Raw genomic sequence first — 15,080 nt, 5'->3', positions numbered from 1 at the left:
TCAGTCGGCGCCGGGCATCAGCTGGATGATCTGCTCCCCCGGCAGCGTGGCCGGGGTCAGTGGCAGTTCTTCCTCGTCGAAGGCGGTGTCGCCGTTGGCATCGGCCACGCCGGTGGTTTTCAGGGTCTCGAACGGGAACAGCTGGCGGTCCATCAGGTGGCTTGGCACCACGTTTTGCAGTGCCGTCAGCATGTTGTTGATGCGGCCCGGAAAGCGTTTGTCCCAGTCCTGCAGCATGGCTTTCATGTTCTGGCGCTGCAGGTTTTCCTGGCTGCCGCACAGCGTGCAGGGGATGATGGGGAACTGGCGCACCTGCGCCCAGCGGATCAGGTCTTTCTCGGGCACGTAGGCCAGCGGGCGGATCACCATGAATTCGCCGTTGTCGCTCACCAGCTTGGCGGGCATGCCCTTGAGCTTGGCGCCAAAGAACATGTTGAGCAGCAGGGTTTGCAGGATGTCGTCGCGGTGGTGGCCCAGCGCAATTTTGTTGCAGCCCAGCTCTTTGGCCACTTTGTACAAGATGCCCCGGCGCAAGCGGCTGCACAGGCTGCACATGGTCTTGCCTTCGGGAATCACTTTTTTGACCACGCTGTACGTGTCTTGCGTTTCGATGTGGAACTTGATACCCAGTTGGCTGAGGTAGTTGGGCAGCACCTCGGCCGGAAAGCCGGGCTGTTTTTGGTCCAGGTTGACGGCAATCAGCTCAAAGTGGATGGGCGCACGCTGTTGCAACTTCATCAGAATGTCGAGCAGGGCGTAGCTGTCTTTGCCGCCGCTGAGGCAGACCATCACGCGGTCGCCGTCCTCGATCATGTTGTAGTCGGCAATGGCCTGGCCCATCTCGCGGCACAGGCGCTTTTCGAGCTTGTGATCCTCGCGCTCGATCTTGGCGCTGTTCTTGGGGGCGGGGGTGTCGGTGGCGGCAGGGGTGGCGGTGCTGTTCATGGGGTCAATAGGGTCGATGGGGTCGTGTATCAGGCGGAAAAGAAAGGGGTCACCACTGGCCGCTTTCCATGCGGATGGCCACTTCGCAGTCGGCAAAAATTTCGAGCTTGGCAATCTTGACGCGCACGCCAATCACGCCGGGCAACTGCATCAGCCGGTGCGCGAGTTTGCCAATCAGTGTCTCCAGCAAGTTGACGTGTTCGGCGGTGCATTCGTCGATGATGATCTGGCGCACGTGGCGGTAGTCCAGCACGTGGTCGATGTCGTCGTTGTGCGGCAGCAGTGGTTGGGTGCCTTGGTTGAGTTCGGCATCCACTTGTATGGGCTGCGGGCTGGTTTTTTCGTGGTCGAGGATGCCCAGATTGGCCACAAAGCGCAACCCGGTCAGGGTTAGCGTTTGGGTACCAGCTTGGGGGGCGAGGTTGGGTTTCATGGCGGGGTGCAGGCTCAGGGCTGGGCGTTGAAGTCGGGCTTGAGGCGGAACACTTCCACGCCCACGGTTTCGCAGTCGGGGTACACGTCGGGCTTGCTGGTCGAGAGGCGTACCGCACGCACACCGGGGTGGGCCAGCAGGCGCGCGGCCAAGTCGTCGCACAGGGTTTCTTGCAATTCGATGTGGCCTTGCGCCAGCCGGGCCACCACTTCGGCGCGGACGAAATCGTAATCGACCACTTCGTGCAACTGGTCGGCGCTGGGGGTGGATTGCGCGAGTGGCACCCACAGTTCCACGTTGATCCACAGGCGCTGCGTCACGTTTTTTTCAAACGCGTGTGCGCCGATGTGGGCGTGGACTTCGTGGTTCTTCAGGAACAGTTTGCGGCAGTGCAGCCGCAGGTCGTCCATCAGCGACAGGTGCAGGGGCGGGGTCACGTCGTTCATATGGAGGCTTCTACGGTGGGATGAGAGGGCAGGGTATCGGCAACGAACATCACGTCGCGTTCCAGCGGCACCAGGTGCTGGCCGCTGTCCACGGGCAGCGTGCAGCCGGTGATGGAGCGCGTCTGTGCCAGAAACAGGCAGGTGCGCGCCACGTCTTGCGGGTCGGTGGGACGGCGCAGCAGGTTGACGCGGCTGGCGCGGTCGAAGTTCTCTTGCGTCTGTGGCCCGCTGAGGTACAGCAGCCCCGGCGCCACGCCGCATACGCGCACCCGGGGCGCCAGTGCTTGCGCTTGCAGGGCCACCGCGCGTTCCAGTGCCAGCTTGGTCACGGTGTACGAGAAGTAGTCCGGGTTCAGGTTGAACACCTTTTGGTCCAGGATGTGGATGACGCTGGCGTTGCGCTGGTCGATGCGGCTGTCGGCGGGCAGGGCGGCGGCCATCAGGCGCGACAGGTGCAGCGGCGCAATCAGGTTCACCTCCAGCTGCTGGCGCGCCAGTTCGGGGTTGAAGCTGGCGCCGGTGTCGGGCTCGAACGCCGAGGCGTTGTTGATGAGGCAGTCCAGCGGGCCACCGGCCAGCACCTCTTGCATCAGCGCCTGGCGGCCCGCTTCGGTGGTCAGGTCGCCTGAAAGGGTCTCGATCTGGTGGCCCTGTGCGGTCAGGTTCAGGCGCAGCGCGTGGGCAGCGGCCTCAGAGGCGCGGTATTGGCACACCACCTGGCAACCCGCTTGGGCAAAGGTGGTGGCAATGGCGGCCCCCAGGCGCACGCCGCCGCCGGTGACGAGCACACGGGGCCGACGCGCCGGGGTAGAGGAGGAAGCAAGGGTCATGGTGGAGGGGCACAATTAAAAAAATGGCAAGGCGCAGAAGCAACCAGAATGCGGCGGGGCCGACGCAGGCCCGCGTGGGCACTGGGCAGGCGTGCAGGTGGGTTTATGATGGCGCGCGCCCGCTGGCCGCTGTGGCTGTGCGCGGCGTGCGTTCACCCCACCGGGCAGCTGCCCCAGACCACCTTGGCCCCCTCCAGTTCATCTTCTACCTTGCAAGCCCATATTGTCCGCGAGCTGCACGCTGCGGGCGGCTGGGTGCCGTTTGACCGTTTCATGGCACTGGCTTTGTACACGCCCGGTCTGGGCTATTACGCCAACGACTTGGTCAAATTTGGGGCCATGCCCGACAGTGGCAGCGACTTTGTGACCGCGCCCGAGCTCTCGCCCTGGTTTGGCCGCACGCTGGCGCGCCAGATTGGGCAGGCGCTCCAAGCCACCAGCACGCACGAGGTATGGGAGTTTGGCGCAGGCACCGGCGCACTGGCGCAGCAGGTGCTGCAACAGCTGGCGCACGATGGCTTGACCGAGGTGCGTTACCACATCGTGGACGTGTCGGGCACCTTGCGCGCGCGCCAGCAGGCCACGCTGGCCGCATTTGCCGACCGTGTGACGTGGGAAGACCGCTTGCCCGAGCGTCTGGAAGGTGTGCTGGTGGGCAACGAGGTGCTGGACGCGATGCCAGTGCAACTGCTGTACCGCCGCCAAGGCGTGTGGCACGAACGCGGCGTGGCATTGGCCAATGCAGCCTATCCAGCTGATGACACCCCCGCCGAAGCCAGCCCCTTCGTCTGGCAAGACCGCCCCACCGAGCTGCGCCCGCCCATCGCCATCGACGGCCCGCAGGACTATCTGACCGAGATCCACCCGCAGGCCGAAGCCTTTGTGCGCACGCTGGCCGAACGCTGGACGCGCGGGGCGGCGTTCTTCATCGACTACGGCTTTCCTGAGGCCGAGTACTACCACCCACAGCGCCACATGGGCACCTTGATGTGCCACCGCGCGCACCGCAGCGACGACGACCCGCTGGCCGATGTGGGCGACAAGGACATCACCGCCCACGTCAACTTTACCGGCGTGGCGTTGGCGGCGCAGGACGCGGGCCTGCAAGTGCTGGGCTACGCCAGCCAGGGGCGTTTTCTCATCAACGCGGGTTTGCTGGAACTGGCGCACGACGCACCGCTGGCCGAGCGCGCCCACCTGGCCAAGCTGGTGAACGAGCACGAAATGGGCGAATTCTTCAAAGTGCTGGCTTTTGCGCCCATGCCAAGCGCCGACGGTTGGGTGCCGCTGGGCTTTGTGCGCGGTGACCGTACGCATACACTTTGATTGTTCAAGATGGTGCATACTGGCAACGCCCGCATGGGCTTGACAGGCTAAGCAGGCGAAGCGCGCAGCGAAGTGTGTTGTGTGAGAGTTATAGAACGGCGGTTTCAAATCTGAAATGCAACACCCGGCGGTTTCAAAACTGAAGTGCAACACCCCTTGATGCCTTGATACTTATTTTTTAAAAAATGGCAGCAACCTACTCATCTCCAAATAGAATGGTTTGGGAGTATTTTGAAGCTCTCAGGCGTTTGTGCAGGCGCGTTCAGGAGTGTAAGAACGCAAATGAAATACGGCAAGATGCCGCGCTATGCGTGATCTTGGCAGTTAACGGTGTCGAGGTGTTTCTGAATATTTATTTCAGAATTCTCGTGCCAGAGAGAATGTTTGAAAGTTCTTATGAAAGAATCGTGCAAGATTTAAAGTCAAAAGTTGGGATTGATATAAAAATTCGTGATTGGCCACATGTAGTTTTTGGGTCGAAAATTAATTTCGGGTCTGGCATTGGTCAAAAATTTACTGAACTAAAAAACAAAAGAAATAAGCTAACTCATTTTTCTAGCTCTCATGAAACTATCAAAATTCCTGGTGTGATTATAAATGGCGTTGCAGATACATCAGCGTATGATTCCATGAGCAAAGAAATGGCAATTGCTGCACTGAATATCGCTGAGGATTTTATTTGCGAAGTGTTTCGCATAAGGGGAATTAGTGAAAATGAAATTTATCATGCGCTTCATGAGTGGACAGGCAAAGTACCAAGTCGAATATAATCCTAACAAAAAATCTATCTGAATAATTCGTCGCTTGCGCTCTTAGTAATCGGCTAATTTTGTGTGTCAGTAGATTTATTCATCTACGAAAAAATATGAGCAATACAGTATTTAGTTTATTTTCCGGCGCAGGTGGTTGTTCGCTTGGATTTAAGCAGGCTGGGTATTCTATTTTGTATGCGAACGATATTGATGAGTTTGCAGGAAAATCATATTCAGACAATTTTCCCGAAGCTGCATTTGATTGGGAAGATATTAATAAATTGGATTTCAAATCAATTTTGTTAAAATGCAGAATAAAAGAAGGCGAGCTTGATATATTAGTTGGCGGGCCTCCTTGCCAGGGATTTTCAACGGCTGGTGCTCGGTTTTGGGAAGATCCAAGAAATGAACTGCTGAAAAGCTATGTGAGGGCGTTGGGAGCAATAAAACCAAAATGGTTTCTTATGGAGAATGTCGAAGGCCTTTTGACCGCAAAAAATGGAAAATATCTGTTTGAAGCAGCTAAAGCGTTTATTGCTTTAGGATATAAAATTAGGATTGAAAAAATATATGCTCATGAATTTGGTGTCCCTCAAAGAAGAAAAAGAGTTTTAATAGTTGGAAACAGATTAGGTAAAGACTTCAACTTTCCAAAACCAGCAATTAAATTAAGCGGAAAAATATTCCGAAATTCGGATGTGACATTGGCACACGTAATAGGGGGGCTTCCTAATGCAGCTTCATCGAAGGATATTGTGCTGCCTTATATAGCACCACCAGAGGATCAGTTTGAGGCCTATTTAAGAGGCACTTCTGGTGTGATTAAAGAGCATTTTTGTCCACCAATGAGCGAAATTCAACTTCAAAGAATTATGGCACTATCTCCCGGTCAAACTATGAAAGATATGCCGGAGCATTTACAGCATGAATCTTTCAAGAAAAGAGCAAATAGGAGAGTAATGGATGGAACTCCTACGGAGAAAAGAGGAGGGTCTCCTTCTGGTCTAAAAAGGCTCATTATCAACGAACCATGCCTGACAATAACCGGTGCTGCCACGAGAGAGTTTATACATCCAACGTATCACAGACCACTAACCATCAGGGAGTGCGCGAGAATTCAAACATTTCCTGATGATTTTAACTTTCATGGAAGTGCCTCCGATAAAATTCAGCAAATTGGAAATGCAATACCTCCAATTATTGCTAAAATATTTGCTGAGCATATTCGTGACGACTACGGATTTGATGGAAATATTTCTGGTGATGGCGGTCTAATTGGATATTCTGTTACAAAAGCGAATGCAATGAGTCCATCTCTTAAAAAAACGTGTGCCTTGCTCGATAGTTTAACCATAAATTCACCCCAAAGAAAAATTGCAATATGAAAACTTTATTTATTAGAAATTTATACGCGAAGTGCAAAATGCATGGTAGTGGCGATGCACAAGTTGTTCTATCAGATGGGGAGCTGTACGCACTAATTGTTGTTGCTCTTGATAATCTTGGCTGGTTGGAAGATGGTCTACATACTAAAAATATTAATATCCCAAGGAAGAATTACTATGAAATTTCTTTGGATTGGTTTGAACAAATAAATATTGCTGTTTCAGCATCTGATATTGAGGAAACGCTTGAAAAAGCGAAAGACAAAGAAGAAGATTTTGTTTTGTTTATCGAAAACCTTGCGGCACTTCATAGAAGAAGAGTCAAATATAGAAGAATTTTGTCCTCTCAGCCAATGCCAACAATGGATCAAATTGGTCCGCGTGTCCTGCTAGAGTTTGGTGCTTGCGACTCTAAATTATTAGCAAATTGGATGACATGGAGGAAGTGGATTTACGATATTGATAACAGAGCAGCTCAAGAAACTGGTTACGTGTTTGAACCAATAATTGCAAGCTGTCTTGGTGGGGAATCTGTGGGTGCGAGAAATTCTCCAGTAAAACGCGTTGATGAATCTGGATGCCAAACCGCTAATGGAAGGCAAATTGACTGCTATGTTCCATCATTAAATACAGCCTATGAAATAAAACTTCGGGTAACAATTGCGGCTAGTGGTCAAGGTCGTTTTGGAGAAGAGCTATCATTTCCCGCTGAGTGCAAAGCTGCTGGAATCAAGCCCGTTTTACTTGTCTTAGACCCGACCCCATCAACTCGACTTGATGAATTATCACGAAAGTTCATTGATTGCGATGGTGAGTTTTATCAAGGCGAAGATGCGTGGAATTACATGGAGGAGAAATCCGGTGATGTTGTTTCAGTTTTTATTGAAAAATACATCCGTCCGGCGATCTCGGAAATTGAAGACATTCAGCTTACAACGCTGGAGCAAGTAACTTTATCTTGGGAAGAGCAGCAAATTATCATCTCTGGTTCAGAGGCTTTCTATCAAATTAAAAGATAAAATACTATAAAAATTTGTTCTGGCGAATGCGCTAAAGCGCGCCGCTAAACTCAAACGTTATGCTCCGCTGGTTGATCGTCATTGCGCTGGCGCTGTTGCTCGTAAATGGGCTGAGTGCGCTTTTGCAAAAAATCGGGCTGGGCCAATTGCCGGGTGATTTCCGCTTTCACGCTTTTGGGCGCGATTGGTTCATTCCGCTGGCCAGCACGGTGCTGTTGAGCTTTGTGGTGGGGTTGATCCAGCAGTTGCTTTGAACGCCGTGCGGGCAGGGTCAAAATACCCAATGCGGTATCTATTGAAAACCCGCTGCACCCACCCCAACATGCAGGCATCACCCGCCTTGGAGTACCTGCCATGTCCACCCCCGATCCGCTGCACCTTGTCTGCCCGCACTGTCTGGCCACCAACCGCGTGGCCGCCCAGCACCTGCACAGCGCGCCCGATTGCGGCAAGTGCCACCGCCCGCTGTTCACGGCCCACCCGCTGGCGGTGGACGAGGCCAGCTTCGACAAGCACCTTGCGCGCAGCGACGTGCCGTTGCTGGTGGATTTCTGGGCCCCGTGGTGTGGCCCATGCCGCATGATGGCTCCCGCTTTCGAGGCCGCTGCCGCGCAGTTGGAGCCTCAGATGCGGTTGCTCAAAGTCAACACCGAGGAGCAGCAGGCCTTGGCCGCGCGGTTCCAGATTCGCAGCATCCCCACGTTGGCGTTGTTCCACCACGGGCGCGAGGTTGCACGTCAACCCGGTGCCATGCGGCAGGCCGACATTGTGCGTTGGGCGCACGCGGCACTGGCGGGGCAGCGCGGCGGCTGAATGGGTTTCAGCGGGCCGCTGTGTGGGCCAGCGTGTTGAGCGCCTGTGCCACCGCCGTGGTGCGGGCCGCTTCAATCGCCTGCGCAATCAGCAGGCCGGTCTTGCGCGGGTCGGTGCTGCGGGCTTGCACCTCGGCGGCAATCGGCGCGGTTTCGACCGCCAGCGCCGCGTCCAGCGCGCGTTGCAGTCGGGTGGCTGGCGGGTAGGCATCGTTGGCGTGGCCCAGCCGGCCCCGTGCGTCGCATTCACAGGCCAGCAGCACTTCGGCAAAGCGCGCCGGGCGGCGGATGGCATCGCAACGCTCCAGCAGCCGCAGCGTGGCGGGGGCTGAGAGGTGGGCGCTCTGGTGGATGTGGCCGTGTTCGCGCGCCACCACCTCGGCCAGTTCGCGGCAGTCGCGTGGCACGCGCCAGTGGTCGCACAGCTCGCGCAACAGCTTCACGCTGCGGGCTTCGTGCCCGATGTGGCGCGGCAGCACGTCGGCAGGGGTGTTGCCTTTGCCCAAATCGTGGCACAGGCAGGCCAGCCGCACCGTCAGCGGCGCTTGCAGGCGGGCGGCCATGTCCAACACCAGTTGCAGGTGGAGGCCTGTGTCCACCTCGGGGTGGTGTTCGGCGCGTTGCGGCACCCCCCACAACTTGTCCACGCTGGGCAGCAGCACCGCCAGCGCGCCACAGCCGCGCAGCACCTCCAGCATGCGCGAGGGGCGCTGTTCCATCAGCCCACGCGACAGCTCTTGCCACACGCGCTCGGGCACCAAGTGATCCACCTCGCCATGCGCCACCATCTGCTGCATCAGGGCTTGCGTTTCGGGGGCGATGGTGAAATCGGGCCAGCGTGCCGCAAAGCGTGCCATGCGCAAGATGCGCACCGGGTCTTCGTGGAAGGCTTCGGTGACGTGGCGCAGCACTTTGGCCTGCAAGTCGCGCTGGCCGCCGTAAGGGTCGATCAGGTCGCCGTGCAGTGGGTCAAAACAACCGTCGCTGTCCAGCGCCTCGGCGGGGATGGCCATGGCGTTGATGGTCAGGTCGCGCCGCGCCAGGTCTTGCTCGATGGTGACGTCGGCCTCGGCGTAGAAGTCAAAGCCGTGGTAGCCGCGTGCGGTCTTGCGCTCGGTGCGCGCCAGCGCGTATTCCTCGCGCGTGTGCGGGTGCAGGAAGACCGGAAAGTCCCGCCCCACCGGAATGAAACCCTGCGCGTGCAGCACCTGTGGCGAGGCCCCCACCACCACCCAGTCGCGGTCGGCGTGGACGCTGCCGTCGGGCAGGCGGTGCGCGGTGTGAAAGTGGCCCAGCAGGCCGTCGCGCACGGCGCCGCCCACCAGGTAGGTGCAAAAGTCCGCCATGCCGCTCAGGCGTACTTTTCTAAGATGCGGGTGGAGCGTTCCACTTCTTGTACCAAGTCGCCGTCGGTGTTGGACACCGCTTCCAACATCGAACACGCCATCATGCGGTAAAAGGCTTTGTCCATCGCTTTGCGGGCGGCCGACATTTGTTGCGCCACTTCTTCGCAACTGCGCCCGCTTTCGATCATGTCGGTCAGGGCGCGCACCTGGCCCTCAATGCGGCGCAGCCGGTTGATGATGTCGCGTTGGTGCTCACTGCGGTGTACCGTGGTGGCGCTGGCGGGGCGGGTGGCAACATCGGTCACTGGCTGGGCGGGGTGGGGCATGGTGAATTCAAAAAGGGACAGCAATGGGGCCTGCGTGGTACAGGCCCCTTTGGTTAAAAGGCGCACAACGGCCAAGACCGCCGAAGTGCGAAGTATCGGGCTTTAGCGGCCCGCGCGCAAACGCGCTTGCAACAACGGATCGGCCCGGCCTTGCAAGTCCAAGTACTGTGCGGCGGTGGGCTCCAGCGCGGCGGGGGTGATGTCGAAGGCTTCCAGGCCCGGCAACTGGCCATTGGCCACGTTGTCGCGCATCAGCGAGCACACGTTGTCGGTGCTCATCAGCGGCTCGCCCGGCATGATTTCCATCAGGCCGGCTTGCAGCCAGCCCAGTGCCAGCGGCATACCAATGACGGGGCGCGGGTGTTCCGAGAGTTTGCCCGCCATCTGCACCAGTTCGCGCAAGGTGAACACTTGCGAGCCACCCAGTTCATAGGTTTGGCCCATGGTGTGTTCGGGGTCTTGCAGGCAGCGCAGCACGGTTTTGGCCACGTCGCCCACCCACACGGGTTGGAATTTCACATCGGCCCCGGCCAATGGCACCACGGGCAGGCAGCGTTGCAGGCGCGCAAACAGGTTCATGAACTTGTCTTCGGCCCCAAAAATCACGCTGGGGCGCAGGATGGTCAGTTGCAGGCCGGCCCCTTGCAGTGCCGCCTCGCCCGCGCCTTTGCTTTGCAGGTAGTTGGACGGGCCGTTCACGTCCGCCCCAATCGCACTGATGTGAACCAGCCGTTGCACGCCCGTGGCCTGCATGGCGCGGGCCAGCTTTTGCGGCAGTTCTACATGCAGTTTGTCAAAATTTTTGCGGCTGCCGTGCAACGCGGCCACCAAGTTCACCACCGCATCGTGGCCGGGCAACAGGCGTTGCAGCGTGGCTTCGTCGTGGACATTGGCTTCCAGCACATCCACCATGGGCAGCATTTGCACATGCTGTGCATTGATGGCGCGCCGTGTGGGCACGGTCACGCGGATACCTGCACGGGTGAGCTGTTCGCACACATGGCGACCGACAAAGCCGGTACCGCCGAGAACCAGAACTTTTTTCATGGGGAGACTCCAGGGTGTAATGAAGAAGGAAAACGGATCAACCCGCCAACGGGGGGTGGTTCAGGGCAGATCGCGTTGCACAGCAGGGGCCTGGGCCGCACGCGGCCCAATGGTGCCCAGCCGCGTGCTGGGTTTTTGCGGCTGTCCGGTCAGGCGCACCGAGTAGTTGAGCGTGTTGGCCAGCACGTTTTTCACGTAGTCGCGCGTTTCGGTGAACGGGATATTTTCAACCCAGACCGCGCCCTCCAGCACAGGGCCGTTGCGCCAGTTGCGCGGGCGGCCCGGTCCGGCGTTGTAGGCGGCGGCGGCCATGGGCATGGAGCCCTCCACGTCGTCCAGCGCAAACTTGAGGTAGGCGGTGCCGATGCGGATGTTGGTGTCGCGCTGCGTGATGTCCGACGCCTTGAAGTCGCTCAGCCCGATGCGCCTGGCCGTCCAGGCGGCGGTGGCGGGCATCACTTGCATCAGCCCCGAGGCGCCCACGCCGGAGCGCGCGTCCATCACAAAGCGGCTCTCCTGCCGGATCAGGCCATAGACGTAGGCCGGGTCGAGGTTGACCTCCTGCGCGCGGCGCGCCACCAGGTCGTGGAACGGGGTGGGGTAGCGTTGCAGGTGGTCGATGCTGGCCCGGGTGCGCTCGCTGGTGTTGATGCAGCGGTCCCACACTTCGTGCTGGCAGGCCAGGTCGGCCGCGGCCAGCAGCTCGCGCTCGTTCATGCCGCCGGGGGTGTGCAGGTTGGTGGCGTAGTTCCACTCGCGCACGCCTTCGGCGCGCAGCCCGATGCGGATGGCGTGCAGCGCGCGTTGCAGCGACGGGTTGTGTTGTGCGCTGGCGCTTTCCTGTGCGCTCAGCGGTGCGGGGGCGGGCGGCAGTGTCACCAGCTGGCCCAGGGCCTCCAGCGCCAGCTGTTCGTAAAAGCCCTTGCTGCCCGCGATGCGCTGGTACAGCGTTTGCGCTTGGGCCTGCTGGGCCGCGTCGCTGGGGTAGAGCGCCTGCAGCGCGCGAGCGCGCCAGTAAGTCCAGGCCGGTTCTTGCTGCTGGGCCAGGCCCATGGCCGCAATGGCGGCCGCCACCTGGGACCAGGCGCTCGCGCGCAGGGCGGCGCGGGTTTTCCAGGCCAGCTGGTCGTCGCTCAGGCGGGCGTCGTCGGTGTGGGCAAAGTGATCCAGCGCCTGGGGGTGGAGGTTGAGCGCCGCGCGCTTGCCAATCACGCCCCAGACCCAGCCCAGTTCCTCGTCGGTGAGCTGGGCGCGCCAGCGCAGGCGGCTGGCGTGCTCGGCGGCGGCGGCCTCGTCGCGGGTGGCCAGGCGCACCAGCGCCAGCGTCACCAGCTCCTTGGTGCGGGGGCGCAGCGCGGTGATCTTGTCGTCCAGGTAGCGTTGCGGGTTGGCGTAGATCTCCTGCAACACGGGCAGCGAGGCGCTGTCCACCAGCTCCACCGCCTGCGTGGCGGCGCGCTGGCGGCCATTTTCCAGCGCCAGCCTGGCGCGCTGCCACGCCACCGCCGGGGCCATCTGGCCGCTTTGCAGCAGCTCGCGCGCGGCGCTGGCGCAGCCCTGGTCGATGTCTTTTTGCGCCAGCCAGCGTTCGGCCACCTGGGCCGCCACGTTGGCGGGGCGGGGCTGTGCCAGCAGCAGGGCGTAGCACTGCACCTCGCGGTCGTCGTTCATGCGGAACAGGGGCAGCTCGGCGGCAAAGGTGGCCCAGTCGGCGCGCTTGCCCAGCAGCAGCAGCCAGTCGTTGCGCAGGCGGTCCTCGTAGTAGCTGCCCGCGTAGCGCGCCAGAAAGGCGCGGATCTCGTCGGGGCTGGCCTGCTCCAGCCGGGTTTTCAGGGCCCAGTACGCCGCCAGCGGCTCCAGCGGGTGGCCTTGCACCTGGGGCAGCAGCTCCTGCAGGCGCAGCGCGTCGTTCTTGCGCACGGCCTCGCGCATTTGCAGCAGCACGGCGTCACCCGTGGCGTGGCTGGCGCTGGCAGCGCCCATGATGACGCTGCCAACGACGCTACCGCTGACGCTGGCCCCCACGGGTGGGCTGGCGTGGGGGATTTCTGCCAGTGTCGGCAGCGCCAACGCCGTCATAATGGTCAACAATTGTCGCTGCATGATGGTTGTAATACGCATAGCCCGGAATTATGGACAACAAACCCCCTGCCACCGCACCCGATGCGGTTCCACGCAAAGCTTTATGGCGTCAACAACTGGTGGCAGAGCGGCTGCGCCTGCCCGACCGGCTCGCCCGCGCCGAGGCCCTGCAGCGCGTGCTGCGCGTCTGGCTGGTCGATCGGCCCGACGTGGTGATTGGTGCCTACTGGCCCATCAAGGGCGAATTCGACCCGCTGCCCGCGCTGTTCCGCTGGCAAGAGGCGGGCATGGAAGCCGACGCGCGCCACGCCAGCCAGCGCCGCCGCATCGGCCTGCCCGTCATCAACAAGATCGACCGCACCCTGAGTTTCTACACCTGGTACCCAGGCTGCCCGATGGAGGAAGACGCCTACGGCATCCCCAAGCCCAAGGACACCGAACTTATCCAGCCCACGCTGCTGTTTGTGCCTTGCGTGGGCTATGGCCCCGGCGGCTACCGGCTGGGCTACGGCGGCGGCTTCTACGACCGCACGCTGGCGCAGCTGCAACCCAAGCCCTTCACGGTCGGGCTGGGCTACACCCACGGCTTCTTGCCCGACCTGGAGCCCGAGCCGCACGACGTGCCGCTGGACGCCATCCTGAACGACAACGGCGTGGTCTGGCCGCTGGAATGACCCTTTTTGTGCCAGGGTTGGAATTCAATAATGTGTAACTCGTTTTGTTTAGGTAGAATTCCAGACGTCAAGACCTTATCCCCCCGCAACCCCGGAGACACACCATGAGCAAAGCCTTTGCCAGCCAGGCCGACCTGGAAGAAAAAAAAATCACTTTTGAGCAACTCAGCGCCCACTGCTGGGCCTATACCGCCGAAGGCGACCCGAACTCGGGCGTCATCATTGGCGACAAGTACATCATGGTCAGCGACGCCACCGCCACCCCGGCCATGGCGCGCGACCTGATCGCCAAGATCCGCACCGTGTCCGACAAGCCCATCAAGTACGTGCTGCTGACCCACTACCACGCCGTGCGCGTGCTGGGTGCCAGTGCCTACGTGGACGAGGGCGCGACCGAAATCATCGCCAGCCGTGGCACCTACGAACTCATCGTTGAGCGCGGCGCACAAGACATGAAGAGCGAGATGGAACGCTTTCCGCGTCTGTTCCGTGGTGCCGACAGCATCCCCGGCCTGACTTGGCCGACGATGGTGGTGGGCGATGGCCAACCGGGCCGTCAAGGCACGCTGGAAATTGACCTGGGTGGTGTCAAAGTGCAGATTTGGCATCCGGGCGCGGGCCACACCCGTGGCGACACCATTGCCTGGGTGGAAGAAGAAAAAGTGCTGTTCAGCGGCGACTTGGTTGAGTACGAAGCAGGCGTGTACACCGGCGACGCACAACTCGAAGAATGGCCCGCCACTTTGGAAGCTCTGCGCGACCTCAACGCCGAATTCATCGTGCCGGGCCGTGGCGAAGCCATGAAAGGCAACGACAACGTGAACAAGGCGCTGGACTACACCCAGCGCTGGGTGAGCACCCTGTTCCAGGCCGGCAAGGAAGCCGTGGCCGCCAACATGGACCTGAAAGCCGCCATGGCCCACACCCGCAAGAGCATGGACCCCGTCTTCGGCCACGTGTTCATCTACGAACACTGCCTGCCGTTCGACGTGACCCGCGCCTACGACGAGGCCAGCGGCATCAAGAACCCGCGCATCTGGACCGCCGAGCGCGACAAGGACATGTGGAACGCGCTGCAGTCCTGATGGCGGGAGCGTGGTGGTTCAGCGGCTGGTGCGTTGCGCCAGCCACATCCCCGCCAGCATGGCGGGTACAAACCACCACACGTCGCTGCCACCGGTAAACAGCGACGCCAGCGCCGGGCCGGGGCAATAACCGGCCAAGCCCCAGCCAATGCCAAACAGCGCCGCACCCGTGAGCAGGCGCGCGTCCAGCTCGGTGCGGGTGGGCAGTTCAAACCTCGGTGCCAGCCACGGCTTGCGCTGCGGGTGCTGCGGATCGGCGGGCGTGATCCAGAACGCCATCAGCGTCACCAGCACCGCGCCGCCCATCACAAACCCCAGGCTCGGATCCCACGCGCCCGGAAATTCCCCTTGCGCCATGCCCGCCAGGTTCAAAAAGCCCAGCACCTTGCCCGGCTGCGTCATACCCGACACCACAAGCCCCAGCGCAAACAGCACCCCGGCCACCAGCGCCAGCAGCAGCACCGCCACGCCCGGCGTATTGTTGGCAGGTTGATTCGGATTCAGCGTCGTTGTTGTCATCAAAGCTGCGCGGGAAACCTCGGCATTCATGCCGGGGAGGCAGAGCGCGTCGT

At 60.1% G+C, this 15,080-nt stretch carries 17 protein-coding genes; 8 read left to right on the top strand and 9 right to left on the bottom strand.

Features of this window, described 5'->3' with window-relative positions; genetic code table 11:
• The 4 genes from ttcA to CON76_RS01570 are packed head-to-tail and all read right to left on the bottom strand — an operon-like array spanning window position 1 to window position 2,654.
• Window positions 1-945 (bottom strand): tRNA 2-thiocytidine(32) synthetase TtcA, encoded by a 945-nt coding sequence (gene ttcA, locus CON76_RS01585; protein ID WP_101101417.1) that lies wholly within the window; start codon window positions 943-945, stop codon window positions 1-3.
• A gap of 49 nt (window positions 946-994) precedes the next feature.
• A complete protein-coding gene (locus CON76_RS01580; RefSeq protein ID WP_101101415.1) occupies window positions 995-1,378 on the bottom strand; it encodes a dihydroneopterin aldolase in 384 nt (127 codons plus the stop codon).
• Window positions 1,379-1,392: 14 nt separating this feature from the next.
• Complete coding sequence (locus tag CON76_RS01575; protein WP_240592710.1) at window positions 1,393-1,824, bottom strand: dihydroneopterin aldolase; 432 nt, start codon at window positions 1,822-1,824, stop codon at window positions 1,393-1,395.
• Window positions 1,821-2,654, bottom strand: a complete 834-nt coding sequence (locus CON76_RS01570) for an SDR family oxidoreductase (RefSeq protein ID WP_101101413.1) — start codon at window positions 2,652-2,654, stop codon at window positions 1,821-1,823. Before CON76_RS01570 ends, CON76_RS01575 begins: the two co-directional genes overlap by 4 nt.
• A gap of 108 nt (window positions 2,655-2,762) precedes the next feature.
• Between CON76_RS01570 and CON76_RS01565 the strand changes: the two genes are divergently transcribed.
• The 6 genes from CON76_RS01565 (at window position 2,763) to trxC (ending at window position 7,949) form a co-directional block, all read left to right on the top strand.
• The gene (locus CON76_RS01565; protein WP_101101411.1) at window positions 2,763-3,980 is read left to right on the top strand and encodes a class I SAM-dependent methyltransferase; all 1,218 of its coding nucleotides are present in this window, start codon (window positions 2,763-2,765) and stop codon (window positions 3,978-3,980) included.
• Between the two features lie 185 nt (window positions 3,981-4,165).
• Window positions 4,166-4,750, top strand: coding sequence for a hypothetical protein (locus tag CON76_RS12710; RefSeq protein ID WP_145995297.1), 585 nt, complete (start codon window positions 4,166-4,168; stop codon window positions 4,748-4,750).
• A gap of 95 nt (window positions 4,751-4,845) precedes the next feature.
• Window positions 4,846-6,117, top strand: coding sequence for a DNA cytosine methyltransferase (locus CON76_RS01560; RefSeq protein WP_101101410.1), 1,272 nt, complete (start codon window positions 4,846-4,848; stop codon window positions 6,115-6,117).
• On the top strand, window positions 6,114-7,136 hold the full coding sequence (locus CON76_RS01555; RefSeq protein ID WP_205758157.1) for a hypothetical protein: 1,023 nt from the start codon (window positions 6,114-6,116) through the stop codon (window positions 7,134-7,136). The genes CON76_RS01560 and CON76_RS01555 overlap by 4 nt, the downstream gene beginning before the upstream one ends.
• A 59-nt stretch (window positions 7,137-7,195) precedes the next feature.
• A complete protein-coding gene (locus CON76_RS01550; protein ID WP_101101408.1) occupies window positions 7,196-7,390 on the top strand; it encodes a DUF2905 domain-containing protein in 195 nt (64 codons plus the stop codon).
• Between the two features lie 100 nt (window positions 7,391-7,490).
• A complete protein-coding gene (trxC, locus tag CON76_RS01545) occupies window positions 7,491-7,949 on the top strand; it encodes a thioredoxin TrxC (protein ID WP_101101406.1) in 459 nt (152 codons plus the stop codon).
• Window positions 7,950-7,956: 7 nt separating this feature from the next.
• On the opposite strand, the gene CON76_RS01540 is transcribed toward trxC, so the two are convergent.
• From CON76_RS01540 to CON76_RS01525, 4 genes are all read right to left on the bottom strand, one after another.
• The gene (locus CON76_RS01540; protein WP_101101404.1) at window positions 7,957-9,294 is read right to left on the bottom strand and encodes a multifunctional CCA addition/repair protein; all 1,338 of its coding nucleotides are present in this window, start codon (window positions 9,292-9,294) and stop codon (window positions 7,957-7,959) included.
• 5 nt (window positions 9,295-9,299) lie between these two features.
• Window positions 9,300-9,620: a metal-sensitive transcriptional regulator gene (locus tag CON76_RS01535; RefSeq protein ID WP_101101532.1), complete on the bottom strand. Its 321-nt coding sequence runs from the start codon at window positions 9,618-9,620 to the stop codon at window positions 9,300-9,302.
• Window positions 9,621-9,722: 102 nt separating this feature from the next.
• Complete coding sequence (locus tag CON76_RS01530; protein WP_101101402.1) at window positions 9,723-10,667, bottom strand: complex I NDUFA9 subunit family protein; 945 nt, start codon at window positions 10,665-10,667, stop codon at window positions 9,723-9,725.
• A gap of 60 nt (window positions 10,668-10,727) precedes the next feature.
• Complete coding sequence (locus tag CON76_RS01525; protein WP_240592709.1) at window positions 10,728-12,788, bottom strand: lytic transglycosylase domain-containing protein; 2,061 nt, start codon at window positions 12,786-12,788, stop codon at window positions 10,728-10,730.
• An 11-nt stretch (window positions 12,789-12,799) separates the two neighbouring features.
• Here CON76_RS01525 and CON76_RS01520 point away from each other — a divergent pair, with 11 nt between their 5' ends.
• Window positions 12,800-13,423 (top strand): 5-formyltetrahydrofolate cyclo-ligase, encoded by a 624-nt coding sequence (locus CON76_RS01520; protein WP_101101400.1) that lies wholly within the window; start codon window positions 12,800-12,802, stop codon window positions 13,421-13,423.
• Between the two features lie 104 nt (window positions 13,424-13,527).
• Entirely contained in the window at window positions 13,528-14,508 is a 981-nt protein-coding gene (locus CON76_RS01515) for an MBL fold metallo-hydrolase (RefSeq protein ID WP_101101398.1), read from the top strand.
• A gap of 18 nt (window positions 14,509-14,526) precedes the next feature.
• On the opposite strand, the gene CON76_RS01510 is transcribed toward CON76_RS01515, so the two are convergent.
• Complete coding sequence (locus tag CON76_RS01510) at window positions 14,527-15,027, bottom strand: DUF6691 family protein (RefSeq protein ID WP_240592717.1); 501 nt, start codon at window positions 15,025-15,027, stop codon at window positions 14,527-14,529.
• Between the last annotated feature and the right edge of the window lie 53 nt (window positions 15,028-15,080).

The organism is Macromonas bipunctata, from assembly GCF_002837135.1.
Classification (GTDB): domain Bacteria; phylum Pseudomonadota; class Gammaproteobacteria; order Burkholderiales; family Burkholderiaceae_C; genus Macromonas_A; species Macromonas_A bipunctata.
The sequence above is the reverse complement of the archived record's forward strand: the minus strand, read 5'-3'. Positions and strand labels throughout refer to the sequence as shown.